Raw genomic sequence first — 23,667 nt, forward strand, 5'->3', positions numbered from 1 at the left:
GTTCCCCTTGAGGTCGGTATCGCATGGCCGTTCACCTGCCAGAGCCCCAGGGACGCTCAAGCAAAGTCTCGATATCTCTGCGTGAAACTACTTTAGTCCAAAGCTCCCAGTCAGCGTCGCCATCGCCAACTTCGAGAAAATCTCCATACCTCAAGCTGAAAACATCAGCCGGACTTTCCGGCTTGGTGAAAGATTTGAGCTCCGCCTCAAGTCGCTCAATATTCTCGATCCAATCGTCTTCGATGGTATCGGGCAGCGAGCCAAGTATGTCGTAGCGGTCCTGCATGCGCTCCGAGAGACGTTGGTAAACCCGTTCATCGATAGTGCCTGAATACACCAGGTTCGCCATATCCACCTCGCGACGCTGCTGGCCGTACCGTTTGATTCGACCGATCCGCTGTTCCAGACGAGACGGATTCCACGGCAAATCGACATTGATTAGGGTGCCCAAAGTCTGGAGGTTCAAACCCTCACAGGCGGCGTCAGTCGCACAGACGACCCGAAGCTTCCGCTCCTTGACCCCCCGTTTGATGTCCTCGCGGTCGATCGACCGCCACTCCCCGCCAAGCAAGACACCTGACTTTCCAACCCCGGCATATACCGCGACCGGCTCTGTGGGGTGCGTCTCGCTGATTAACTCACCTACCCAGCGAGCAGTGTCATAATACTGGGAAAAGATGATGCAGCCGAGCGCAAGCCACCCCTCTTGGTCAAGATAGTGCAGGACAGCACGTCCCTTTGGATCTTCCTGCTTAGCCGAAGACAGAATCTCCAAAACCCGTTCGAGATGGATCGCCTCGACATCCACAGCGGCAGCATAAGCCTCCGCTCCCAATTCTTCGATCGCTTCCAGCAGGTCAGGATCTTCAGCCTCTTCGGCTAGAATTCCCTCGCGGCGGCGCTCCAGCATCTTGGTAGCGGTCGCTATTCCGGACGCGATGGAGGAGCATATGCGCTGCATCATCAGATTTCCGAGAAACCCAGTTCCAGCCTGACGCGCCTTCATTGCCTTTGTGAAGAGTTGGACCTCCTCGTAAGCTCGGTCATAGAAATGCGGTGTGCGGACCGCACCACGCTCGAACACCGCCGGGGAGGTGCTAGGGCGCGGGTGGATGTTGACCGCGATCCGGTCCATCAGTCCTGCTTCCTCAAGCGTCTTACGGCGGCGCAGGACTACATGGCGGCCAAGCGGGTTGTGGTACCGCATGAACGGCAGTTTACGGGCGATCTCTCCCATTTCGAGCACCTCCGCCAGGTCCTCGCGGGTGAAATCGTCCAGATCCGCGAGGCCGCGGTCAGTGAAAAACTCGTCTTCCCGGACCTTCAGGTCCTCTCGTATCGCCCGGAACACGGCTGCCTCGCGGGCATGCGGGAGTGGTGAGCGGAGCCAAGGCCAGGCCGCTTCTGGTTCCGGCGGGGCCGTCCGACCAGAAACTAGGTCGAGTGCCTGCTCTGAGTCCCACCACCGAGACGCGCTCGGCCGCCCAAGGACATGATCCTGCCCGTAGGCGAGTAGCTTCATAAGGTCCCAGATCTCCTCCCGGTGCGTCTGGATCGGGGTTGCAGTCCCGATTACTAGGTGGCGTGTTCGCCCGGCAAGGCGCTCCATGGCCTGGTAGAGCTTACCTGGCTCCGGCTCATCCATCCCGATCCCACGTTTGACCCGAGCCTTGTGCCCCTCGTCGAGCGCTATCATTCCGTAGGTCCCGCGCAACAGTGCCTGTGCCTCCGGGCCGCCGCGTACAAGGAGGCCGGTTGAGACAATCCCGATTTGCGCTGGGCAGCGCAGCACGTCATCTGGATCCCGTGACCGGTAGAGGTGGCCACGATGGTCCAACCAACCCTTCTGAGGCGCGCGCGCCCAGACACAGGAAGGGAGACCCAGCTTGTCCCAGAGCTCCATCTGCCATTGGAGGGTCAGGGTGGCCGGGCAGAGGATGAGGAAGGCCCCGTGCCCCATCAGGACCGAGAGCGCGCCAGTTGCGGCCATTGATAGGGTTTTTCCGACCCCTACTTCATCGGCGAGCAGGAGACGAGCTGCCCCGTATTTCTGGTCATGCTCTACGAAGATCTTCACGAAAGCCTTCTGCCATGGGGCGAGTCCCTCTCCACGGCGCACGAGGGGGCTCTCGACGGTGACGGATTTAGCCAGTCCGACCGGGTCGGACTGCATCTCCTCCACCTGAACTTCTATCTTGTTGGCTGTCCGACCAATCTCGTCGATCACAGCCTGTGAAAGGGGCACCCCCTTTTTCCAGAGCCAGTCGAATTCGGACCGGACCCAAGTGGCCGCCTCTGGGGACTGGTCCTCCCAGATCATTTCGTAGGATTGCACCCACCCATTTGCGGTCTCATTGATGGACCCAATGAAGCTAGAGGTAGTCCCGTCGGGGCGGGTTATTACCCCCGCCTTTCCATGCAGGAAGGGCGCGTTATCGCGTGAGACGACCCGGATCTCTACATTCCCGGCGGTCAACAGCTCGTGCAAGCGCCGCCAGCGGGGCCGCTCCAAGAGTGCGTCGACCTCGTCCCCTTGCTCGTGCCACCGCTCGACCTGCGCCTGGTCGCGAGCCTTTTGACTGAGCGTGGCCGCCGTCAGGTCACGCGGGTCTAGGTCCGCGTTGCAGACGATCCGGACCCGACCGATTGTGCTGATCTCCTCGTGGATCAGGTCGAAAATGGAGGAGCGGAAATACCCGGCGATCCGGTCATAGGTCTCTGCCCCTTTCAGCCGGTCCTTCAAGAAGACATGGGAGAGGCGGTGATTGCGCGAGGAAAAGCGGGAGATCAGGTCAGGCACGACGCGCGTCTCCTCATTAGATCCGCTCCGTTTGGATCGCGGTCCCGAGGATCCGAGCTGCGCTCGCTTCTGCCGGGTCATTCCGCTCCCGCTTCGTGGCAACGTAGGCCACGATCTGGCGGAGCACGTCCCGCTTGCGTAGGTAGTCCGGGATCAGGTCGCGTAGCTCGTCTAGCACGTCCTCCACCTCGTCCTCCTTGCCGACGCGCCAAATTGCGCGCAAAGCGAGCCGGACAGTGCTGTCGCGGCCGAACTGAACCCCCTCGGCCATGGCGCCGCGGCCGAGACCCTTGGCGGTTTTGAGCTTCGAGTTGTTCGGAGTCTTCGAAACCATCAGGTCATCGTAGTCCCCAACCCGGAACGCCTTGGCGAAGTTCTGGAATTGGTCGAGCTTGGCCTCACCGGCCTCCTCGATGTCCATCATCTTAAGATAGAACCGCTCGGCTCCGTTCAGCTCGAGCCATAGCTCCCGTTCCAGCCCATCCGGGACCAGGAATTCGTTGGCAGTCTGGACCGCGAACTCAGTAAGCTCGTCGACCAGGGTCTTTTCTCCCCTCTTGCGTGGGCGGAGCGCTTCCTGCGTCATATCCTTGCCATCGATCTTCGTGTAAGCAGTCAAAACCCTGAGGGCGGCCGCGTAGCCGGCCATCTGAAGGTCGGCGTCGTTAAAGATATTCTCGCCGCGCGCCGCGTCCATCTGGTCGTTCAGCCCGATCATGTCTTTGATCTGGCGCTCCACCTCGTCCCGGATCTCGTGGACAATTTCATCTTGGTAGCCGGACTGCTCGCCCTGGCGTTTCCTTAGGACGATCATGTGGGTCCCTTGGACGTAGCCACCTTTCTTTAGCTCAGTCATATTTTCAGTCGACACGTACCAGTCCTGAACCACCTGAAGACCCGCGCCCCAGAAAATCTGAGCCATGTCGGACCAGGTCTTGGCATCCTGGTGCGTGAACTGCACGATCTGGATCCCATTGTCCGACATATGCTTGGTCATCGCGCCATAGGCGTCGATCATCGCTGTCTTGAAGGACTGCCCTTCGCCCTTGATGGCGAGGTTCCGGCGGGAATCCCAGATCCACTTATCGAACGGTGCAGGCGGATTCTTCCGCAGCCATGCGATGAAAAACTCGGTGATCTCGTCATATTGGACCGCGTCCGCATAGGGAGGATCTGTGAGATAGATGTCTACGTGCTCATCAGCCTCACTTGCACGACGACTGATCAGCCTACTCTGGCCAGATAGCGGGGAATTATTGGGCACGTCTTCTAGATACGAGCGGGCGAAACCGAATGACCTCACGCCGTAGTTTGGGAACGTGTTGAGGGCCTGATTATAGAAGGTTTGGGCCACAGACTCTCGCGCGGCGCCTGTCCCGTAGCGACAGAGCTTAGAGTTCCAATCAATGAATTTTGCTGCGAAGGCGCGGCCTTCTGGCGACATCTTTGCCTCAGACAGTATTAGAGCTGTGAAGAGAATTTGCCGTGGGCAGAACAGATGGTGCCAGTAGGTCCAGCCGCGTGTCCGGATCGGTTCATCTGTCTTGTTCCCAGGCTCAATTTGCATGTCAGAAACGAACCCATCCCGCTGCCATTCGGCCAGATGACGCTCAACATATTCGACGACCTCCTCCTCACGTGCGAGGTCTTCGGGCGTCACGGAAGCGAACCAGGTTCTAGGGTTAGCTTTCCCCTTCTTGATGTCCTGCCCGTCCATCCACTGGATCGCATAGAGGCGTTCCTGGAAGATGTCGTTCGGACGGGGCCGGACGTCATCCTTTTCCCACAGCCGGAGCCGGTTTCCGCTCGTGCCGTCGTCAACCCGGAAGTCCCCCCGGATCTCCTTCATGGAAATGCCTAGGTCATCCTTTAGCATCGGGTGATGGAGACGACCGCCCCGGAGCGTTCCGACCTCCGCCGCCTCGACTTCCTTATCCGTGACCCCGTTAAGTATCTCAATCTCATAGCGCTTGTTCGCGTGGTCGGGGATGAGCCGGGCGATGGTGTTCCGCTTCTTGGAGATCATCCAGGTGGGGGTAACAGGCACCATCCAGCCGGTCCGGGGGCACCGGACCTCAACGCAGTAAAGGTAGAGCTTCGCCCGGTTCCCGTCGGCGTCATGCTCGATCCCAATGTCCGTGATCGCCTTGTCCACGTTGTTTGCGATCTGACGCATCTCGCGCACGATCTCCGCATGCCGCTCAGGACTGGCACCCACTATGTTGAAGCTGGCCCAGCTCAGCATGCAGGCGATCGGGTTCAGGTCTGACGCGATGACGTCACAGCCGACCCGGGCCGCCTCAAAGGGAATCGATCCCGAACCGGAGAAGGTGTCGGCCAAAAGGGGGCGTCGCCCAAACCGCATGACCCCGAGCTGTTCAACCAGTTCGGCAATCGAACTGGCACGCGTACGCAGATGAGCGTTCACCTCGCCCCAGATCCCGTCTAGCAGCTCATGTTCCGCCAACTCCTCAGGACGTTTCACCTTCTCCAGGCGCTGTCCGTAAGGGATGTCGATAAAGGCTTGCGCGATCCGACGCTGACGTTCACGCGGGTCAAGATCATCGCGCCACACCCAGGAACGCCCTGTATCCTCGGCCACCTCAAGCGCGTGATCCGGGAACGTCTTCACGAAGGCAGTCGGCCCACCGTCATACCGACGACCGAACGTTTCGTCCGCCATCCCCATCAGTTTCTCGAAGATCTCGACGTCCCGTTCCAGATCATCGGTTGCCGGCATCAGTGCCGCGAGGACGCAGGCCCGGGTTAAAATCAGGGGCTTGCGTCCCTTCCAGTAGGAACCAAGCCCGGTCAATGTTTGCCCTTGAACCGCCTTCCGCTCCTTCTGGGTCTCCGCCGAGATCTTCGCCGTCGGCCAGGCCCGCTCGATCAGGGACGGAGCGTCCCGCAAGCTTAACGGCACAACGGCGGATTTCTCGGTGGCGGTCATCGTCATCATCAATCCTCAGAACTTGCTGAACAGGTCAGGTGTCTTCTCGGCCGGATCCACCGGACGCGGGCGACGGGGCGTCTTCGGCGCCTCCTCCCCGTCCCGAATCAGGGCGTGCCGGATCGCGACCCGCCACCCGGTCTTGGGGCTGTCCCACTCCCCCCCGTCCCGGTCGATTTGCTGGAAAAGCCACCAGAGCTCCTCCGGCCGGTGCGAAGACCAGCGGGTGAAGGCGATCGCCGCCTCGTCCGGGGTCGCGTCCTCGATCGCCCAGGCGAGTACACAGAGCTCGCGCCCGAGGATCCGCTCGACCCGGTTGTCCCCAGCATTGAAGCGAGATGCCTTCAGGTCCTTCTCTTTCAGGCGCCGGTTTAGGTGGGCCTTCACCCCCTCCGCCACTTGGCGCCACGTGTCGCGCTGCACCGTAGCCCGGCAGAGCCGCTGCGCGGCGGTCCCGACCCCGGCTGCGCCGAAGTCTTCCCAGACCTCGACAGTGTCCGTGCGGCCCGCTGGGATCCGGACCAAGAACTGGTGCGGCAGGGGGTCGTTCGGGACCCCAAACCCATGGGTGATCACCTTATCCGCCATCAGGCCTCCTGCTCCACGTCCTCAACCGGGATGTCGATCCCGACTTGGGTCGCGAAGTCCTTCAGGGCATACCCATCAGGGAAGTCCGCCTCCCGAAACCGGAGTTGCACCTCCGCGTCCGGCTGCCCGAGCGCACCGCGCAGCCCGTCGATCATCGTCTCGATGTCCGCACCCGACAGGGCAACGTCCCCGCCGCTGCGGACCCGGAGGCTCCGCTCCCCCTCACCAACAGTGACGCTGACCCCGTGGAACCGGACGCTCTCCTTCCCCTTCGCGGCCCGCACGACCCGGAGAACCTCCCCCTTGGAGGCGAACTGGAAGTCACGTTTCGCCTTGGCGGGGCGCTCGTTGTTGATGGTTCGCTGTGCGCCGACCGCGTCGAAGGCGAAGGTCCGCTGCGCGGACACGCCCCCCTTGACCGCGTAGACGTAGAGAGTGGTCTTTTGCCTCCCGTCGATCTCTATCGCTCCGCCATTATAGAGCGACCCGTCCTTCGGGTTGATCCCCAAGGTGTTCCAGCGCAGCTCCGCCTCGGGACGCGCTGCGAGGGTCACCTGCCACATGCCCGCGTTATCACGCCGCTCATGAGTGATCGTAATAGACCCGGCCCAGCGGTACGGCTCGCTCACCTCCCCTGTTTCCGGGTTACGGGCCTGGAACCAGAGTTCCACCTCCGTGGTCCGATAGGTTCGGTCCGTGATGATCTCACCGGCGTCCAGCCCCTCCCGGGTCGGTGCAACCAGCACTTCGGGTGCCCGCCCGGCGTTCGAGACGGCGAGCTCCAGTTCGCTCTCCCCGGTCGCCTCGTCCCCGCCGATCCGAGTGACCCTGATCAGTGGCTGTGGTGGGGGCGGGCTCTTGTCTACGTAGCCGTTCTCCTCGACCCAGCGGCCCTCCGCGAGGGCGGCTGCCTTGATCTCCTCCATTCCTTTCGGGGGGAGCCATATCCAGCGAGGGTTCGACGCGGCCCGCTCCAGCACGTCCGACCAGCGGGTGCGGGACTGGTTCTCCGGGAACAGCTGGTCTTCGCAGCGCTGGATCAGCCCGTCCGTTTTCTCCGGGTCCAGCTCGACGAGCTTCTTTGCCCCTCCTCCCGCGAGAGCCGCCTCAACCGCCTTCTCCCCTTGGATCACTCCCCGCTCCTGGAAGTGGCCGAGGTCGATCCGGGCGCTCTTCAGCTCCTTCGTCTGCGGGTACCAAACCGCGTTGAAGAGGCTCTTGACGGTGGAGTTGAACCCAATCTCGGTCGTTTCCTGCTCCGTCTCAATTTCCCGCTGGTGCCGGGGGGTGTCCGCCACGATCGTCTTCACGGCAGCGATCGCAAGGAGGCGACGGACGCTGTCCTCCGCGCTGGCCATCTTCGACCCGTCCCCGGCGACCACGCAGAACGCGTTCTTGTAAACCACGTCGTCGAAGAACCGCGCTGCCGCAGCGGGCGGGGACTTCGCGTCGGGGGAGAGGACCAGACAGGTCCGCTTAGACGGGGTCAGGTTCACTTCATCGACCCGCGGAAGGACCACCAGCTCAGAGTAGGCGAGCTTGTTGACGGGACGGAAGATGTCCGTGAGGCGGCGACGCATCTCCTCGTCGACCCGGTCCTGCGGAATCTTTCCGACCTTGTCCTCGATCTGCTTGCGGACGTTGGCGATGTCGGAGAAGTACCACCGATCCCCGTCCCGATTATGCAGGTACCAGCAACGGTCCCGAAGCTGGTCGAACGCCTCGATGAACCGCGTCGGCTCTTGGCCGGGGGAGACCAGGTACTCCACGACTGTGTCGCGGGGCAGGCCCCGGATCCCGTCTGTGTTGTCCGACAGCGACGAGATGAACAGGAGGGTGGCCACCTGCGACGCGGCGCGGTCGTTCCGGTCCCCGTCGATGCCCTGAGCGTGCGCGGATCCGTCCGTGTCATAAACATCGCTGGCTAGAGCGGACTCCAGCGACCGCTCGATCTCCTTTACCTGATCTCGGGTCTCCTGGTCGGAGAAGTCGAGGAACTGCGCCCCGATCAGGAACACTTCCTCTTGGTCCTTTCTCCCCCAGACCCCGCGCATCAGGTTCGCGGTGAACTGGATTAAGCCCCGGGTCTGACGGAACTTCTCGTTCTCCTTGAAAAGGGAGAGAATGTCCTTGTAGCTCGGGTGGAACGGGTAGGAGGCGACGATCTCGTCAGCCATCTGCTCGGCAGATTTCGCTAGCGCCCGGCCCCGAATCGCCTCCTGGTAGGCGGCAAGATAGGCCTGCGCCACTCTGTCCACCTCTGCCCCGTCCGGGTCCGGGAGTCGGGTGAAGAGGCGTTTGCGCAGGATGTCGTAGATCTCGCCCGTGTTCAGGTCGACCGGGGTGATCGACTTCGCGCCGCGGCTCGTCTCCTTCTGGAGGTCCGCGAGCTGCCCGCCTAAGATCCGGCGCGCCTCGTCATAGGCGGCGTCGAGGGAGGCGACCACGACCACGCAGCGTTTGAGCTTCATCGCGGCGGAGAAAAGGTTTGCGATTGAGTATTTTAGAAGGTCCAGCAGGGTCCCCTGACCGACCGTTTTTGTGTGCGCCATGGCGAGGTACGGGGGGAGCTCGTCGAGCATGATCAGGGTGGGCCGGTCCCCTATGAGCCGGATCCAATCCCCCTCGTTCATCTCCTTCGGCCCGTTGACCCAGTGGTCCCGGAACGCCTCCGCCCGACCAAGCTGCTCGGCGATGTCCCCCCAAATGAAGTTCTGAACGTCCCGCCCGTTGACGGTGGCGATTACAGCAGGCTCGTCACCCATCCCGGCCGTGATCGTGTCTGGAAGTTGATCCTTTAACTCCGGAAACCGAGCCAAGAGGCCGAGGGCGATCATGTTGTGGGTCTTACCGCCGCCCATCGCCTGACGAAGCTCGAAGACCGCCTGTTGGCTTTGACCGGACAGGCGTCGCATAGCGCCACGCAGGAACTCGGACATTCCGCTTGTAACGTGGTTGCGAGCGTAGAAGGCACGCGCAGTCGAAATATCAGCGTCGCCAATCGATGAGAGGTGCTCCACTTGCTCGGATCGGCTCATCGAGAACACGTCCGGGCTGATGTCGCAGAGAGAGGTGACCAAAGGAATATTGTAACCCATACTCATCTGCAGCTCTCCAAAGCCTAACTGTCCAACTTCAAACCGATGCGAGGCAGATTTACACAAACTCGAACCAGACACAGATTAGAATGGCGGAAACTTAATAGAAATCCGAAACAAAAATCCGATGTATAGCACTATTCGATGACACCCTTCGAACCGATGTCGATGTTGCGGCAGTTCAATAGAACAATCTGCTGGTCCTGGGGGCTACGTGCTGCCGGATCGGTATCCAATCCAAGGCGCTTCAATGCGTAGTAGAGGAGAGCCCGCCGCACCGGGATGGTCGTCACGCCCCTTTCCATTCCGTAATCGAGCTCGATCGCCTTGCGCTGACCAGCGCTCAGCGCGGGATGAGGCGCGATCTGCAGCTCAACATGCTCCTCCCATTCGCGATCGCCGGAAGGCCTAGCTTCTGCCGGCTTTGATGAACGCGTATCGGTGATGCGCGAGAGAACAAAATCCTTGAAGGCGCTACTGCGTGGGCAATGCGCCCGAGCATGCCATCTGAAGCCGTCAAACACCAAGGCATGAGGTTCGATCCACCGCCAAGCGGGCTCAGGGGATGACATCGATTGGTAGAAAACCTCGATCGCCTCGTGCCGCTTGATCGCCGTTACGATGGCCCTCAGAATTTTGGACGAGACACCGCGGGCGGGAGTCGGGACACAGGCGAAACTCGGCAAACCTCCGATCCAGCTGTCGTCGGCGGCAATGATCCCATCCGAGAGCGATCTGAGCTGGGAGAGATATTGGGATGCGTCGGGCTGGTGAAATACGGGCGTGAATGTCGAGCTACGAACATAAGTCCTGGCGCTCTTGTCGTAGACCATGTTGGCTTCAGCCAGGCCGAGATATCTGTTCAGATCCGTCGAAGCTTGGTTGATCGAAACGCCGAAAACTTCGATCAGGTCACTCCGGTTGACATGCCCTTCCCAGAAGAGCCTAAATTCGATGAATTCGAGGCGGCTCTCAACCCCGCGTCGCAATCCCGAATCGCTGTCCATCGCCAGATCCCCCAAGAAACTGGGCTAAACCAGTTTCTGTATGGGTAAGCGTAGTGGATGCTTGATGGCGAGGCAACGAGATTCGGAAAGCTGCTTGCCCGGATTTCGCTAATTTACCTGCGGCTAACTGCCTCTGAGCTCGCAAGAAATTCCGACACCTTCTGGCAGGTCTTGCGGCGCGGCCTGCGCCCATCCCGAAGGTCCTGAACGAAGCGAGGATCTGCCACGACGTGCCGACCGAAGGTGCTCGGCGACGTCCGTGTTTGCGCTAGATATGCCTCGATCTGCTCCAATAGCTCCATCGCCATAGACTCGCTTTAAGCTTGCGTTCTTGTTGTGTTCTTACTAGGAAGGCTTCCTAGAGTCTAGGATCGATTTTCCTAGGTGCCCGCGATAGGACTGGCAGTCATGGACGACGCACGCAGAGCCCTGGACGAACTGATCCAGCAACGAGGGGTGAATTACTCCTCGGTTTCGCGCCTGCTGGGGCGCAATGCCGCTTACATCCAGCAGTATATTCGGCGCGGCAGTCCGCGGCAGTTGGACGAGCAGGATCGCTCGGTCCTGGCGCGATTTTTCGGAGTCGATGAGAAGGTCCTTGGAGCCCCTGCCCGCCGCTCAGGCCCGGTGGTAGAGTTGGTCCATGTACCTTTGCTCAATGTCGAGGCATCAGCCGGCCATGGCGCTCTGGCCGAAATGGAAGCCAAATCCGCGCAGTTCGGCTTCGACGAGAAGTGGCTGCGCCGACTGACCGCGAGCAAGGCGTCGAGCCTGTCGATTATCGCGGTCCATGGGGACTCGATGGAGCCCACCCTCCACGATGGCGACGAGGTGATGGTCGATCTCGGGGATGGCCAGTCGCGGCTGAGAGACGGGATCTATGTCCTGCGGATGGATGACATGCTGAGCGTCAAGCGGATTGCCCTCGAACCACAGGGCAAACGCGCGTCGGTCCTGAGCGACAACCCTGCCTATCCAAGCTGGCGCGGCCTCGAGAAACGCACGCTTAACATCGTCGGACGGGTTCTCTGGTTCGGACGGGCGCTCTAAGGTGGCCTTCTGATGCTTGCCCTGCTTGCCGCTTCGATCGTCGCTTCCGGGCAGTCCTTTACCTGCACGCCCACTCATGTCTGGGATGGTGATGGTCCAGTCTGGTGTGCGGAAGGCCCTCACCTGAGGATCGCGGGCATCGCGGCCCGGGAGATGGACGGCACCTGCCGGACCAATCAGCCCTGCCCCGCTGCCTCGGCGCTTGAGGCGCGCGATGCGCTGGTACTGCTGATGGGCGGCGCGAAGGGAACAATCGCGACCGGACACGTGGTAGTCAGAGGTCCGCGGCTCACATGCCGCTCCGAGGGATCCGCAGGCGGAAACAGGACCGCTGCCTGGTGCCGTCTGCCGTCAGGTGCCGATCTGTCATGCGCAATGATCAAGACCGGCACAGTCCTGCGCTGGGATCGCTACTGGAAAGGCCCGGCCTGCCGGTGAACAGCACCACGCATCTGACCGGCATAGTCGTACGGTCGGCCAATGGACCGATGCTGCGAACCGATGATGGCGGGACTTGGGAACTCGACAACACCCGTCAGGTACGCAAATTCATCGGCGCCCGCGTCGAAGTGGTCGGGGAGCGTTCAGGGTTCAACGGATTTGCCTGCGACCAGATATGGCCTGCCGGACAGCCTCGTCCGACTGCATTCAAACTCCGGCTCGAATTAATTCTTGTCGCAGCCTTCGCCTATGGCCTCTACGCGACGGTTGGCGCGGCCATCAGCGTGCTGGGCTGATGCTCAGCGACTGGGAGCTCTGGGCCTGCGCCAACCATGTCCTGCAAACCCACGGGGACAAGGCACCCCTGCATGTCGCCGAACAGATTGGGGCGCTCGCACTTGCTGGCGATGAGGCGGGCATTCGGACATGGCAGGCTATCGCCGAGAGAATTGTGCAGCTGAGCTCCAAGGCCTCGGAAGGGCCACTCCAGTAACCCTGCTCGATAAGCCCAATCAGTTCATCCGATCGGCGACAGATCGCCCGGAAACAGGCACGGCTGCGCGCTTGGGCCGCCATGGCTGTCGCCTTCGATCGTCAAACCGCGCATGCGTTCGACCAAATGGCGAGCCAGATCGACCCTGGCGCTGCGCTGGGCGCGCGGATCATCGGCATTGAGGCGGACGAGCGTGTGCTCCGGCGCAACGGCCAGCGCAACTTCGAGATGGGTAAGGAGGATATCGTCGGAGATTCGAGGCATAGGTCAATGAGAACAAATAAAGAACTTCGCGTCAACCGGCCATGTGCGGACGCATGGGGACAGCGGGACGCTAGATGCCGATCTCGAATGGCTTGGTAATCGACCGGTCAAGCTCTGGCGGCTTGCGTTCCGGTGCAGGATCGACACGATCTTTGGCCTGCCCTTTGGACGCAGCGTCGCGGAGGAGATCGACCGTTTCCAGCGCCGAGCGCTTCATACCGGCATTGCGCTCGACCGCCGCTTCAAGCTTGCCAGCATTGTCGACATAGAGCGTTAGGCGATCGCGCAGCCGTGTGACTGTCACCAGGAACGTCTGCTGGTTGGCCAGATTGCGCTCGCGACTGTCCATGACAGCAATGCCGCGATCGGAGGTCAGCCCCTGCGCCATATGGGCATTGAGCGCATAGGCGAGATCGAGACGTCGCAGCATTGGATCGTCGCGTTCGAGTCTGTGCTCTGCGCCCAAGGATGTCTTCACCACGACAGCCTCTTTGTCGATAGCGACAATCCGGGCCTGGTCGGCATTGAGCAGGCCCCGCTGGTGATCGGTCTCGGTCCACCGGATCTTGTCGCCGGTATAAATGTCGAGGGCGCGAACTTCGAACAGGCGCAGCGGATCCTGCTCACCTTGCGGCCGGATCTGACCGGGACGAAACTCGAACTGGCGGCCACGCGCGTTCTCCAGCGTGACCCGCTCGCGCGCCACATCTGTTCCGACCACCCGGTATTCGCCTGCTGCAAGGCCCTGGCTGCGCTGACGCCGCGCGACCTCGACCACCATGCCGGGCGCATAGTTGCTCGCATAGCGCAGCTCCTCGCGGGTTACATTGACGCGCGACAGGGTTTGGAGCCGCATGGTGTCAGGACCAAGCTCGCCGCTGGATTTGAGGCCTGTCTGCACAGCCTCGTTCACGGCGCTGCGCAAGTTTCGGCCTGAGGCATAAATCGCGGTTGCCTCGCGCTCGGCTGTCGAAAGCGACAACCAGGCTGCGGCGGCTTCGACAGCCCGAGCACACTCCTGCCCTCCTCGCGCAGGATATCGGCGACAGGTTTGAGGACCGTGCTCTTGCCTGCGCCCGCGACGCCCTGGATCGCGACGATCCGGTTGTTCGAGCCAAGCAGCAGGCGCCCTGCCCCTTCCTGTCCAGCGTTCAAGGTGAGCCCGTATTTGATCTGGGACAGGGCCTGCAGCCGGGACCCGGCAATGTCGGGAGAAACAATCGCCGGCGCGGTGCCGCGCCCGTCTTCAACCCCGGCGATGATGCGCTGTTCGAGACTGATGGCATCGCGTGTCGTCAGCAGTTCCCGGTCGGCACCCCTGCCCTTCTCCAGATGTCCCTGGCGGAGCAGCTGGTCGACGCGCTGCTCGATGTCAGCGAGCGAGGTTGGGAGCGCAAAGCCAAGCGCTGCACGGTAGATTTCGGCCCGGGTGAAGGCCGCCTCCCGCTCGCCCAGATGCCGCACAGCCGAGGCGACTGCATGAATTGCAGCGACCTGCTCGACACTGCGATTGGTCAGCCGGGCCGGTATCAGCGGGTCGCCTTCCCGCAGGCCGAGGCGCTCGGCCAAGGAGGTTGCAAGGGCCTGAGCATTGCGGACTATCGCGCGCATCGTGGACCCAACGCCAGTCAAATTGCCAAGGTCCTGCGCGCTGCGAGCATTGGACCGGGCAATGACCATGGCGGGGTCAAAGCCCAGCCTTGTGGACGTATCCCGCCACTGCTGCCGCAGCGCATCGCGATCCTCGATCCGCCCCTTGTCTGCCCGGGTCATGAGGTTTGCTGCGTTGCGAGCAGCGAGCCCCCTTCCTTCCATCGTTGCCAGGCGGTCGAGAATCTCCGCCCGCCGCGAACTGAAGGCATCGCGCACGTCTTTGGGCACACCGACGGCCTCGAAATTGCCGTGCTTGCCGAACTCCCCGACCTCGTAGCCGAGCTTCTCGACGCTCAGACGAAACCGCGCCATCGTCATGGCATTGAGCAAAGTATTGTGCTGCCAGAGCTTGTCATTGCGCAGCGCCCGCCATTTGCCATCGGCCCCTCTCGTCACATTGGCAATGACGGCATGGAAGTGGGCGTTGGGCTCCTGGTTGCGGTTGGTGTCGTGCTGGAAGAGCGCGATCGCAAGGTTGCCGGTCTGGACCGCACGCTCTCTGCCCCGAACCTCCATCCGGGTCTCGGCAAGGTTCTTCTCGGCCCAGCGCAGGGTTTCCCGGACAGCCGCGGCGTAGGCATCGAGGATCCTCTTGTCGCCGCCCACCAGAGCAAGGACCGACCAGCTTTTCGGCATCGAAAAGGTGAGATCGGTCCCCGCCCGGTGCGCCCGGTTGTCACTGCCGACGCGGCTACCATCGGGCAGCAGTCCCTTAAGGACCGCCTCGAATTGCCGCGCGTCGACGGCCCCCTTGAGCCCGAGCGCGGCAGCGCCGTTGCCCAGCCATTCACCCGAGCGATCGGCATCAGCCCGCGTGTAGTAATTGTCGGCAGCGAAGTAGTTGGCCGCCCCGCCGGCGGTGCGGACATTGGCTACCGACAGCATCGATCGCTCCGCCATCCCGAGGCAGTCAGCGCCATGCTCACATCTCCATGTCACCAAGATCGGGACCAGTGATCGGCGGAGGCTCGTGCTCCCGCAAACCATCCTCGATCATCAGCTTGCGCGCGGCGGCATCGCGGGAGCTTTGGCTCTTCGGGTTATCCGGCTTGCCCTGTTGCAGCCCTTCCGTTCCGGGCGTGCTGGCCTGGGGCGTGCCCTTAGGCGAAGCCGACTGATCCGGCGCAGCTGCGGCTTCGCCTGTCGGGAGAAGTGGGCGGGCGGAAGGTCCAGCTTTACGCGCACGCGCATCGGTTCTGGTATTCGACTGCTCCTTCCTGGCCTTGCCCGCCTTGTCTTGCCCTGAGCGAGCTGCCGGCTCCCGCTCCTTCGACGTCTTGCCGGGTGGGTGTTCCACTGCTCGCCCAATATCCTTGGCTGGCGCGTCAGGCTCCTGTCTCGGCGCGGCTTTCGGTCCCTGATCCAGCGCCAGTTCGCCCTGCTTTGGGACGACCGGCTTGCCCGCTCCGTCATCGTTGGACGAGGGATGCTCGCTGCCTGTTGGCGCTGCCTTCTGCTCGGCCTGCTCCGCCGCCGGATGGGGCACCGTGACCCTTGCCTTCGGGCTTTCCTTGACCCTGGCAATGAAGGTCTCCGCCCGCTTGGGTCGGTCGACGGGCTTCAGCTTGATCGGTGCGGCGGGAAAGCCGTCGGGGAACTTGATGTACCCCGACAAGCGCGGCAGGTTCATCAGCTGGTCAGGCAGCAGGAGCGGCTCGATATGCTTGCGCGGGGTCAGGCTGACCGCATCGCGGGCATTGTTGTAGCCGTAAGTGTAGCCCTCTTCCATGTCCCTGACCTGGCGATGGCCGATGAAGTCGGAGCACCAGGTGGCCGTTTCGCGGTCGGCGGTTCCAAGGATCAGTTTGGTCCGGGCAAGCGATGCCAGCGTCATCGCCATGTTCTCGCCGTAGACCTCCTTGAGCTTGGCATAGGCGTGCAGGCCAAGAACAATCGCGCCGCCGAAATTGCGCGCCGTCTGCAAGCCTTTCTCGAGGGCTGGCAGGCGGTGCAATGCTCCCAGCTCATCGACGAAGAACCAGCACTTGAGATCGCGGGTGCGGGGCATCGTCATCAGCGTGTTCATGGCCGTGTCGAGCCAGAGCGTAAGCAACTGCGCGCAGACGCTCATGTCGACATAGCGGGCCGAAATGAACAGGATCGAGCCTTCGCTTGTGGCGCTGTCGGCCCCGTCCTCGATCCACTGGCGGACCGAGAAACGAGGTCCGGCAGTCGGCAGCAGCTTGAGCGCCTTGGCGTTCACGTTGAAGACGGCCCGGATCGATTCTGCCATGCGGGCAGCTTCCGGCGCGGTCAGAGGATCGGCGATCGTACCTCGCATCATGGCATGAACACGCGACAGGTCCGCGGTCATCAGCTCACGGGCCAGGGCGTCGTTGGTCGCCCTGCCCTCAGCCACAAGTTTGAGGCAGAATTCGACGAACAGGGCTCGTGCAGCGATCACCCAGAACTGGGCTTCTCCGCCCCCGTCGTGGGGGACGAGGGCGTCCGCCGCGGCCCAGAACTCGCCTTCAGAACGGCATTCGTCAAACAGGCTCCACTGGGGGCAACGCGCATCGAGCGGGTTCAGGATGATGTCGCAATGGGCCGCATGGAAGTGCTCGATAAAGGCGCCGGTCAAATCGAAGACCACACAGCGCTGGCCCTTGGCTCTGGCTTCCGCAATCATGTCGGAGATTGCCACGGTCTTGCCCATACCGGTGGTACCAATGAGCATCGCATGGCTTTGTTCGAGCCGCCAGGGATAGGAGACCGTGGCGATGTGCGATGGCCGATAAGGAAAGACCCGGGCGATCTCTCGCGGCAGGCTGAGCCGCCATTTCCAGCCCAGCGCGGAATCGAGCTCACGGGTGCGCTCGCGCCGGTTGTGCGCGGTCAGTTCATCGACAAGCTCGGGGAGCGTGACGAGCATCGCGCCGCGCTCATGTTTGCGTTCTTTGGAGCGGCCGCCGAACCGCTCGGCGAACCAGTAAAAGACGGCAAAGACGGGGACCAGGAGGAAGCCGGACCGCCATAAGGCACTGGTCAGAAGCGCAGTCAGCTTCTCCCACGCATGGACCACCGGCGGATAGCTTTCGAGCTGCGCAATCGGAAACTGAATGGTCGCGCCAAAGGCAGTTTCCAGGGTGATCCGCTTGGCGGCATCGAACTCCATGAAGCCGTAGATGGCGGCATAGATCCGCATCCAGACGAGGTAGACTTCATGGTCGGTGAGGCCTGCCGAAATGGTCCACCAGGAGGTCCATGAGATCACGAGCGCGGCGACAATCAATGGGCCCTTGAGACCCGCCGCGAACATGAAGCTGAAGTGTCCGAGCAGCTGGCTGCCACGCGTGAAGTTGACGAGATTACGCTTCATCGGAGCCTCCCTCGCCAGCGGCTGTGGAAAGACCGAGTTCCTTGCATTTGCGCACGTAAGCCTGGTGCGCCCGACCGCGCAGCGCGTGGTCGGGGTGCCCTGCCAGCAGCGCATCAACCCCGACCATGAGGAACACCGAGCGGCGGGAAATGCGTTCAATGGAAGCGTCGAGCCGCGAGGAAAGCTCGTCCTCGGTGCAGGCATTGGCGAGCAAGGCGCGAACCCACTCGCTCATGCTGATCCCCTTGACCTTGGCAGCCTTGCGGATCAGCGAACTGAGCTCGCTGGAGATGTAAACCTGGAGACAGATTGGCCGTGTCATGCACGGACTCCTTGTGGTCAGGAGCCCGGTTCACACTGCGAAAGGCGAGGTTGAAGCTAAGTCAGATTCAAGAACATGTCAAGAACACATAGGGCTGCGGAATTCCGCCATTCCCGGCCTCGCTTTGGTCAAATCCACGTAACTCCCCTCGCCCACGTCATTTTTGACGGAGAAGCTGCCATTTCGCGGAATTCGATCCATGCATCTGGAATTTCGTGTTTTTCTGCCAGTTGATCCAGCGATTTGTCGCGTACGGTGTGCCCAACTGTCCCCAACTGCGAGGACAGGAACCAGCTATTGATCCTGTAACGGATGATGCGTTTTGCGATCCCCATTCAAAGGGTCCTCGGCAACTAGCCGATCCGCGGATCGCGATAGGCACAGACGGGATCGACGCCTATGTTGCATCCAATATTCCGGACAGAAAGGAGGCGCCGCATGGGCCAGGTCACACTGAGTGCGACACCGAAAGGCAACGGTTTCCAGGCAACGGTCACTTACCCGAACGGGGTGTCGATCAGTTCCTCCGAGGCTTTCCCGACACAGGCAGAAGCCATTGAGGCCGCGGCGTTGAAGGTTCTGGGTATGCCGGAGCGGCTCGCCGATCTCGACCGTCCCGATACCCCCGACTGACGCCGTCGACCCGCCTCCCCGTACCGGCCGAGGGATGCCGGAACGGTCTGCGAGCAAAAAGAAAGGAGGAAGCCCTGACGGACTTCCTCCCAAACCGGCGGGTCAGAATTCATCGCTGAGACGGCCCCGCACGGTGTCGATGACACGGTCCAGCATGGCCTTGGGCAACGCGCCGTAATCTCCTTCATCGACCGCGATATAGCCTGCCTCGTCATCGGTCAGGACGTACTGCGTGAAGTAGCTGTGAAAGGACCGGGCATGGGCTTGATCCAGGGCAGCAACGAAGGCTGCCTGATCAGCGGCGGGACCAGCAGCGGCAATGTTCAGTGAAGCGTACATGATCTTTCCTCCTGATGTTCGATGCGTCGCATCAGGAGCTGCGAAGGATGTGGGTGACGGGCTGGGTCAGGGACCGCGTCAGCGGCCGCGAAGCGGCGATGGGGGCAACGATTTTTGCCGGGCTTGCCCGGTAAAAATGGTGGGGCCCCGTCGTCCTTGACGCAGCCCCAAAGCCCGCATCACACTTGGTCTTTCTGCGAGAGAGACCTCTCCAACGCCTGCGCAGTAGCGCAACGCCTGCCCCACAAACCATTTTCCTACATGCGCCCGCAGTGCCAAGATCGGGAGCGGAGGGGACCAACGGCCAGCAAGAAGGAAGCACTATGGCCAGGTCCAAACCCACTGCCCGCGATGCGCTGAAGAAGCTGCGTGAACAGCGTGCCCAACTTGAGAACGAGGAGGCACGTCTCCGTGAAGAAGCAGCGACCGAACTCGGAAAGCTGCTGATCGAGTGCGGCGCGGAGATGATCGAACCGGCACAGTTGCGCCAGATCGTTCGCGCCTCGATGGCGCTCGGGATCGAGGAAACGCTGAAGCGGATTGCTCCCGCGTAAAGCCCATCCCGCGGCGGCAAGGGGTTCCATGCCCCGCGCCGCCGCATCGCAGGCGTATAAAAGAAAAGGCCCCGGTGGCGTCTGCCACCGGGGCCTTGTCGTGAGGGAAGGACATTCAGTCCTCATCGATATCGGGAGCCCCCTCGTTGCTGCCGGAGCGGCCCTTGGTGAGGAAGTCGACCTTGTCGGCGATGATCTCGCAGCCGTAGCGCTTGGTGCCGCTCTGATCTTCCCACTGGGTGTAGTGGATGCGCCCTTCGACCGTCACGAGTTGGCCCTTGGTGCAATACTTGGCCACATTCTGGCCGAGGCCGTTGAAGCAGGTGATCCGGTGGAATTCGCTGTCCTTGGCGGTGTAGCCGTTTTCGTCCTTGTAGGTCTTGCCATCCTTGCGGGCTGGACGGTCGGTCACGACCGAGATCGAGGTGATGCTGGTTCCACCCTGGGTGGTGCGGGTTTCGGGGTCGCGAGCGATGCGGCCAACGAGGATAACGAGATTGGTCATGGGCTTTCTCCTGATCGAGCAATCCGGGGCCATCCCGGCTGCAAAACCCGAGCAGAAGCGCCCCGCGGCGAAGCGCACCGAAGGGAAACCCGGAACTGGTTCGGGTGGTGCGGGCAGCCGGGCACGCAGCATCGCGCCGAAAAGTGGGAACCGGTTTTCGGCACCAGCGATGCGCAAAATCGTGCCCGGCAACTCGGCCGGACCTGATCCGGGTTGCGCGTCTCGACGGGGGGTGATTCAGGGACAGGTTTGCATCGAAGCCGGGTGGAGCTGGATGCCTTGAGCAGGTCAGCCCTGACTCGTTTCCCTCCGATCTTGGCTGGATCATCCCTGCCCGACCTTCCACCGGAGAATCCCATCCTAGATCACGGTAATGACTGCTCCTCCAACCGATGGCTCATTCCTGGACGAAACTGCTTCGTCGGAGAGAGGCATGTCGATCGTCACCCCTTCAGCGCCGTCCAGAGGGTTGCCTCGAAGCATCCAGGCCTGCGGCGTGATCAAGCGCGCCCAATCGGCAAAGGAGGGGATCGAGCCCAGGTCTTCGCGCACGTGCTGTTCGCCGACCAGACGCACCGGAACGACCCGGCCATCGGCATTGACGAGGGTCTCGCCGAACAGGGTTTCGAGCATGAATATCCCCTCGGCATGGTGCCGCAGCGCGCGGTGCCGTGGGTCTGCCAGGATTGCCTTGGACTGGTCGAACCACTGGTGCAGCGGGAGATAGTCATCGACCGTGCCGCCCCATTTCCGGACCGACGAGAGGGCGTGGTAGTAGCAGTGGGCCATGCCAGGTCTCCTAGAGCTCGGTCGAGTGATCATCGGTCGCAATGAAGCGCAGACTGCAATCCAGCACGAACGTCGCCTCAGCCACATCGATCACGAGTTGGCCGCAGGCACCGTCATTGATCTCCCAGCCCGGATGGTGACGTTCGAGCGCCAGGTAGGTCAGCTGTTCGAGTGCTTGTCCGAGTGATTGCGGCTCTGCGGAACCGGTACGATCAACGCTGTCTGCTTCGCCTTCCTTGAGGGAGACTTCCGGGCACGGGATCCCCGCGCCGGCTGCATCGAGGCATGCACATTCTTCAACGGCACCGCTGTCGCCGCAGCCGTCAAAGCGGATCTCGACACGGGCGATGCCGGCATCCTGCAAGCGCGGAAGAATGGCGACCTTGAGCTGCTGAATCTCTTCAGCAACCTGCATCTGCCGCTCGGCCTGGCGAACGGCAAAGTCGGCCATCACGGCCTCGATATCGATCATGGAATACCTCCTGTAGAAAGGAGCCATCGACCATTCGCTGGCTCCAAACCACAGGCGCGCGCCTTTCCTCTGATGGATGACGCCAGCGCCGACCCGGCGCTGGCGCGAGGACTGGCATGACCTCAGTCAGTGGCTGCCGAAGTGCTCTTCGGATTGGTCCCAAGGGGCCCGCGCCGATCGACCACGGTGATCCGCCGGGCCTTGGCTTCGATGACCAGACGTTCGAGCACGCCATTGCCTGGAAAGGCGATGACGTAACGCGGATCAAGCGAGAGCATCCGCTCGTTGCGCTTGAAGCCGGCACGGGCACCCAAGCGCATATCGAGCGAGAACGTGACCTGTGGGATGCCGCGCCGTTCGGCCCAGCTCGACGCCAGGCGGTCGACGCCCTTGGTATCACCGCCGTGGATGAGCACCATGTCGGGCACGCGGTCGCGGACCTTGTCGAGGGTTGCCCAGACGTTGTTGCCGAAGGTCAGTGCATCCTCTTCGCATCCATGACGGGTGCGCCCGCCAGCGAAGACGACCGGGGTTCCTTCGGGCACCGCTGCACGGCGTTTGGCCTCGGCACGGGCACGCAGGAAATCGCGACCTTCGACGAGCGCAGAAGTCATCATCGCGCTGTGATTGAAGCGCGAACTGGAGACCGGCTTCCAGGAGGAACCAAACTCATTGAGGTACAGGGCTGCTGCGACTTCGCGCATCTCTTCGAGCGCCAGCATCGCACTTTCGGCGCACTGCGCTCGCTCGACCTGGGTCTCAAGGTCATGGGTGTGGACCTCGGATCCGTCGGCAGTGGCGATCAGCGCGCGGACCTCGTCGGTCGCCCTGTCGAGGGCCGTTGATTTGCGTTCCGCCGAGCGGTGGAAGATGTTGACGAAGGCCCAGCCAAGATCTTCGGCGTCGGCTTCAAGAGCGGTCCCGGACACCATGGCGAAAAGATCGGACCAGACCGCTTCGAGGGTTTGGACGACCGCTTCGCGGACCGGGAAATCGCTTGTCGATAGGGGAGCGGGTCCAATCGAGAAGCCGGCGAGATCGAGCCCGGCGAGTTGATCGGCATATGACGTGTGCATAGGGAAGTCCTCCTGACTGGCGTGAGGCCGACGCACCCGTTCATGGCTGCGCCAGCGAGAGCCCTTCAGGGCCAGCTTCAGGCAGGCTTGCGCACCCGTCAGGGGGAACCCGGCTTGGCGGGCTGGCGCGGGCAGGCCTTGAGCCCGAAGGGCGAAGGCCAACACGGGCCCGCCCAAGCCGGGTTGCGCAAGACTGGCGGCTGGCCCAGGGCCTCTCTCGCATGGCGACAGACCAAGACCGGCTGGCGAAGCCCAGCCAGGGATGGCAACCCAGCGCCGCGACCAACCAACTCACAGGCCTCAAGCTGCGCGCTTGGTATAGACTCCCTCGCCGTTCGACATGTGTCCGAGGCAATCATAGTCGCCGAACATGGCATCGAAGCGGGATGCGATCTGGGACAGCCAGCGCCGCGCCCGCGGCGACCGGGCCGTGCGCCAATCGGCGTCCCAATAGGCCCCGTCATCGCGTTCGGCGATCCAGACAGCCACCAGCCCGCCATAGACCGACACGCCGAAATCCGCATAGGCATTGCGCATGAGGATCCGGTCCTCCCGGCCGCGCCATCCGTCATGCGGGATCAACGACGGGAAGGCTTTGGCGGCCCGCTCGCACAGATCGGCACGCAGCCATTCATACTCGAATTCCCACTCGTCGTCGCTTTCGACATCGAGCACTGTGAAGGCGACGATAGCGCCGCGGGGATAGCTTACCGATCGGCCCATGACATCCTCCCTCAGGCCGCTAGCGCAGCTTCGTCTGACGCATCGTCAAACTGCTCAGGAATGATCCTCCCGCCGAGCTTCAGGAGCAGGCTCGAAGCTTCTTCGGCCTTGGCCGCAGCGGTCAGGATGGCGCGGTCATCGTCTTTCAGAAGCTTGAGCCAATGCTCGATATAGCTTGCGTGGCTGTCGAGGTGCGCGACCGGCAGCCCCAGCTCGGTGCCCAGCACCGCGCTGGAGAGTTCCGCGACCAGTTCTTCGGCGGCATAAGCCGCCGTGCCAAAGCGGTTCTTGAGATCACGCCCCAGACGGCTGGCATGGCCGGTCCAGTGCGACAGCTCGTGGGCGAGCGTGGCATAGTAGTGGTCGAAGCCGGAAAACAGGCTCGTCGGCGGCATCGTGACACGATCCGCAGTCGGTTCGTAATAAGCCTCGCAGCCCTGGTGGCGCAGATTGACAGGTATGGCGGCGAAGAAGGCGTCGAGTTCGGCCTCGCGTCCTTCAGGCTCGACGAGCTCCAGCGTTGCAGCCGGATGGAAGCGCTCGGGCAGACCGTCGACCTGATCGGGTAGGGTAGGCCCGCAATGTCTCGGA

At 62.2% G+C, this 23,667-nt stretch carries 21 protein-coding genes and 2 pseudogenes; 6 read left to right on the forward strand and 17 right to left on the reverse strand.

What is annotated here, in order from left to right:
- Window positions 1-31 precede the first annotated feature (31 nt).
- From SARO_RS10940 to SARO_RS10960, 5 genes are all read right to left on the reverse strand, one after another.
- The gene (locus SARO_RS10940) at window positions 32-2,800 is read right to left on the reverse strand and encodes a phospholipase D-like domain-containing anti-phage protein (protein WP_011445820.1); all 2,769 of its coding nucleotides are present in this window, start codon (window positions 2,798-2,800) and stop codon (window positions 32-34) included.
- 16 nt (window positions 2,801-2,816) lie between these two features.
- On the reverse strand, window positions 2,817-5,756 hold the full coding sequence (locus tag SARO_RS10945; RefSeq protein ID WP_011445821.1) for an anti-phage-associated DUF1156 domain-containing protein: 2,940 nt from the start codon (window positions 5,754-5,756) through the stop codon (window positions 2,817-2,819).
- Between the two features lie 9 nt (window positions 5,757-5,765).
- Window positions 5,766-6,338 (reverse strand): anti-phage-associated DUF3780 domain-containing protein, encoded by a 573-nt coding sequence (locus tag SARO_RS10950; RefSeq protein ID WP_011445822.1) that lies wholly within the window; start codon window positions 6,336-6,338, stop codon window positions 5,766-5,768.
- Window positions 6,338-9,442, reverse strand: coding sequence for an anti-phage-associated DUF499 domain-containing protein (locus SARO_RS10955; protein WP_011445823.1), 3,105 nt, complete (start codon window positions 9,440-9,442; stop codon window positions 6,338-6,340). Before SARO_RS10955 ends, SARO_RS10950 begins: the two co-directional genes overlap by 1 nt.
- 131 nt (window positions 9,443-9,573) lie before the next feature.
- Window positions 9,574-10,443, reverse strand: coding sequence for a WYL domain-containing protein (locus SARO_RS10960; protein ID WP_011445824.1), 870 nt, complete (start codon window positions 10,441-10,443; stop codon window positions 9,574-9,576).
- A gap of 408 nt (window positions 10,444-10,851) precedes the next feature.
- On the opposite strand from SARO_RS10960, the gene SARO_RS10965 reads away from it, so the two are divergent.
- Genes SARO_RS10965 through SARO_RS21495 form a run of 4 tightly spaced genes read left to right on the forward strand, consistent with a single transcriptional unit; the run spans window position 10,852 to window position 12,427 of the window.
- A complete protein-coding gene (locus SARO_RS10965) occupies window positions 10,852-11,493 on the forward strand; it encodes a S24 family peptidase (RefSeq protein WP_007688341.1) in 642 nt (213 codons plus the stop codon).
- 12 nt (window positions 11,494-11,505) lie between these two features.
- A complete protein-coding gene (locus SARO_RS21345; RefSeq protein ID WP_083760864.1) occupies window positions 11,506-11,931 on the forward strand; it encodes a thermonuclease family protein in 426 nt (141 codons plus the stop codon).
- Window positions 11,928-12,230 (forward strand): DUF5818 domain-containing protein, encoded by a 303-nt coding sequence (locus SARO_RS10970; RefSeq protein ID WP_041551040.1) that lies wholly within the window; start codon window positions 11,928-11,930, stop codon window positions 12,228-12,230. The genes SARO_RS21345 and SARO_RS10970 overlap by 4 nt, the downstream gene beginning before the upstream one ends.
- A complete protein-coding gene (locus tag SARO_RS21495) occupies window positions 12,230-12,427 on the forward strand; it encodes a DUF6961 family protein (RefSeq protein ID WP_011445827.1) in 198 nt (65 codons plus the stop codon). Before SARO_RS10970 ends, SARO_RS21495 begins: the two co-directional genes overlap by 1 nt.
- A gap of 24 nt (window positions 12,428-12,451) precedes the next feature.
- On the opposite strand, the gene SARO_RS10980 is transcribed toward SARO_RS21495, so the two are convergent.
- The 5 genes and pseudogenes from SARO_RS10980 to SARO_RS21045 form a co-directional block, all read right to left on the reverse strand.
- Window positions 12,452-12,691 (reverse strand): hypothetical protein, encoded by a 240-nt coding sequence (locus tag SARO_RS10980; protein WP_011445828.1) that lies wholly within the window; start codon window positions 12,689-12,691, stop codon window positions 12,452-12,454.
- A 70-nt stretch (window positions 12,692-12,761) separates the two neighbouring features.
- Window positions 12,762-15,229 (reverse strand): annotated as a pseudogene (gene mobF / locus SARO_RS10985) (MobF family relaxase).
- 37 nt (window positions 15,230-15,266) lie between these two features.
- Entirely contained in the window at window positions 15,267-17,663 is a 2,397-nt protein-coding gene (locus tag SARO_RS10990) for a type IV secretion system DNA-binding domain-containing protein (RefSeq protein ID WP_011445831.1), read from the reverse strand.
- Complete coding sequence (locus SARO_RS10995; RefSeq protein WP_011445832.1) at window positions 17,653-17,985, reverse strand: hypothetical protein; 333 nt, start codon at window positions 17,983-17,985, stop codon at window positions 17,653-17,655. The genes SARO_RS10990 and SARO_RS10995 overlap by 11 nt, the downstream gene beginning before the upstream one ends.
- Window positions 17,986-18,113: 128 nt before the next feature.
- Complete coding sequence (locus SARO_RS21045) at window positions 18,114-18,320, reverse strand: hypothetical protein (protein WP_143004951.1); 207 nt, start codon at window positions 18,318-18,320, stop codon at window positions 18,114-18,116.
- A 103-nt stretch (window positions 18,321-18,423) separates the two neighbouring features.
- On the opposite strand from SARO_RS21045, the gene SARO_RS11000 reads away from it, so the two are divergent.
- Entirely contained in the window at window positions 18,424-18,618 is a 195-nt protein-coding gene (locus SARO_RS11000) for a hypothetical protein (RefSeq protein ID WP_011445834.1), read from the forward strand.
- A gap of 102 nt (window positions 18,619-18,720) precedes the next feature.
- Here the strand turns inward: SARO_RS11000 and SARO_RS11005 are convergent, their stop codons facing one another.
- On the reverse strand, window positions 18,721-18,957 hold the full coding sequence (locus tag SARO_RS11005) for a hypothetical protein (RefSeq protein WP_011445835.1): 237 nt from the start codon (window positions 18,955-18,957) through the stop codon (window positions 18,721-18,723).
- A gap of 323 nt (window positions 18,958-19,280) precedes the next feature.
- Here SARO_RS11005 and SARO_RS21500 point away from each other — a divergent pair, with 323 nt between their 5' ends.
- Window positions 19,281-19,511 carry a DUF6437 family protein gene (locus SARO_RS21500; RefSeq protein WP_234007349.1) on the forward strand — a complete coding sequence of 77 codons (231 nt, stop codon included), beginning with the start codon at window positions 19,281-19,283 and terminating at the stop codon, window positions 19,509-19,511.
- Window positions 19,512-19,626: 115 nt separating this feature from the next.
- Here SARO_RS21500 and SARO_RS11015 read toward each other — a convergent pair whose 3' ends face one another.
- From SARO_RS11015 to SARO_RS11040, 6 genes and pseudogenes are all read right to left on the reverse strand, one after another.
- Entirely contained in the window at window positions 19,627-20,016 is a 390-nt protein-coding gene (locus SARO_RS11015) for a single-stranded DNA-binding protein (protein WP_007688363.1), read from the reverse strand.
- 360 nt (window positions 20,017-20,376) lie between these two features.
- Window positions 20,377-20,805 carry a DUF6915 family protein gene (locus SARO_RS11020; RefSeq protein WP_011445837.1) on the reverse strand — a complete coding sequence of 143 codons (429 nt, stop codon included), beginning with the start codon at window positions 20,803-20,805 and terminating at the stop codon, window positions 20,377-20,379.
- Window positions 20,806-20,815: 10 nt separating this feature from the next.
- Window positions 20,816-21,277 carry a DUF6878 family protein gene (locus tag SARO_RS11025; RefSeq protein WP_011445838.1) on the reverse strand — a complete coding sequence of 154 codons (462 nt, stop codon included), beginning with the start codon at window positions 21,275-21,277 and terminating at the stop codon, window positions 20,816-20,818.
- 122 nt (window positions 21,278-21,399) lie between these two features.
- Complete coding sequence (locus tag SARO_RS11030) at window positions 21,400-22,353, reverse strand: DUF2493 domain-containing protein (RefSeq protein WP_011445839.1); 954 nt, start codon at window positions 22,351-22,353, stop codon at window positions 21,400-21,402.
- A 300-nt stretch (window positions 22,354-22,653) separates the two neighbouring features.
- On the reverse strand, window positions 22,654-23,076 hold the full coding sequence (locus SARO_RS11035) for a hypothetical protein (protein WP_011445840.1): 423 nt from the start codon (window positions 23,074-23,076) through the stop codon (window positions 22,654-22,656).
- Between the two features lie 11 nt (window positions 23,077-23,087).
- Window positions 23,088-23,639, reverse strand: a pseudogene (locus tag SARO_RS11040) (zincin-like metallopeptidase domain-containing protein); the annotation flags it as partial.
- Between the last annotated feature and the right edge of the window lie 28 nt (window positions 23,640-23,667).

The organism is Novosphingobium aromaticivorans DSM 12444 (genome assembly GCF_000013325.1).
Taxonomy (GTDB): domain Bacteria; phylum Pseudomonadota; class Alphaproteobacteria; order Sphingomonadales; family Sphingomonadaceae; genus Novosphingobium; species Novosphingobium aromaticivorans.

Excerpts from the sequence above, each read along its gene's own strand:
- SARO_RS21345 (WP_083760864.1), top strand. The coding sequence starts at position 11,506 with ATGCTTGCCCTGCTTGCCGCTTCGATCGTCGCTTCCGGGCAGTCCTTT.
- SARO_RS10960 (WP_011445824.1), bottom strand. The coding sequence starts at position 10,443 with ATGGACAGCGATTCGGGATTGCGACGCGGGGTTGAGAGCCGCCTCGAA.
- SARO_RS10950 (WP_011445822.1), bottom strand. The coding sequence starts at position 6,338 with ATGGCGGATAAGGTGATCACCCATGGGTTTGGGGTCCCGAACGACCCC.
- SARO_RS11015 (WP_007688363.1), bottom strand. The coding sequence starts at position 20,016 with ATGACCAATCTCGTTATCCTCGTTGGCCGCATCGCTCGCGACCCCGAA.
- SARO_RS11025 (WP_011445838.1), bottom strand. The coding sequence starts at position 21,277 with ATGATCGATATCGAGGCCGTGATGGCCGACTTTGCCGTTCGCCAGGCC.
- SARO_RS11005 (WP_011445835.1), bottom strand. The coding sequence starts at position 18,957 with ATGTACGCTTCACTGAACATTGCCGCTGCTGGTCCCGCCGCTGATCAG.
- SARO_RS21495 (WP_011445827.1), top strand. The coding sequence starts at position 12,230 with ATGCTCAGCGACTGGGAGCTCTGGGCCTGCGCCAACCATGTCCTGCAA.
- SARO_RS10995 (WP_011445832.1), bottom strand. The coding sequence starts at position 17,985 with ATGACACGGCCAATCTGTCTCCAGGTTTACATCTCCAGCGAGCTCAGT.
- SARO_RS11035 (WP_011445840.1), bottom strand. The coding sequence starts at position 23,076 with ATGGGCCGATCGGTAAGCTATCCCCGCGGCGCTATCGTCGCCTTCACA.
- SARO_RS10980 (WP_011445828.1), bottom strand. The coding sequence starts at position 12,691 with ATGCCTCGAATCTCCGACGATATCCTCCTTACCCATCTCGAAGTTGCG.
- SARO_RS10955 (WP_011445823.1), bottom strand. The coding sequence starts at position 9,442 with ATGAGTATGGGTTACAATATTCCTTTGGTCACCTCTCTCTGCGACATC.
- SARO_RS10965 (WP_007688341.1), top strand. The coding sequence starts at position 10,852 with ATGGACGACGCACGCAGAGCCCTGGACGAACTGATCCAGCAACGAGGG.
- SARO_RS11020 (WP_011445837.1), bottom strand. The coding sequence starts at position 20,805 with ATGGCCCACTGCTACTACCACGCCCTCTCGTCGGTCCGGAAATGGGGC.
- SARO_RS21045 (WP_143004951.1), bottom strand. The coding sequence starts at position 18,320 with ATGGGGATCGCAAAACGCATCATCCGTTACAGGATCAATAGCTGGTTC.
- SARO_RS10945 (WP_011445821.1), bottom strand. The coding sequence starts at position 5,756 with ATGACGATGACCGCCACCGAGAAATCCGCCGTTGTGCCGTTAAGCTTG.
- SARO_RS11030 (WP_011445839.1), bottom strand. The coding sequence starts at position 22,353 with ATGCACACGTCATATGCCGATCAACTCGCCGGGCTCGATCTCGCCGGC.
- SARO_RS11000 (WP_011445834.1), top strand. The coding sequence starts at position 18,424 with ATGGGCCAGGTCACACTGAGTGCGACACCGAAAGGCAACGGTTTCCAG.
- SARO_RS10990 (WP_011445831.1), bottom strand. The coding sequence starts at position 17,663 with ATGAAGCGTAATCTCGTCAACTTCACGCGTGGCAGCCAGCTGCTCGGA.
- SARO_RS21500 (WP_234007349.1), top strand. The coding sequence starts at position 19,281 with ATGGCCAGGTCCAAACCCACTGCCCGCGATGCGCTGAAGAAGCTGCGT.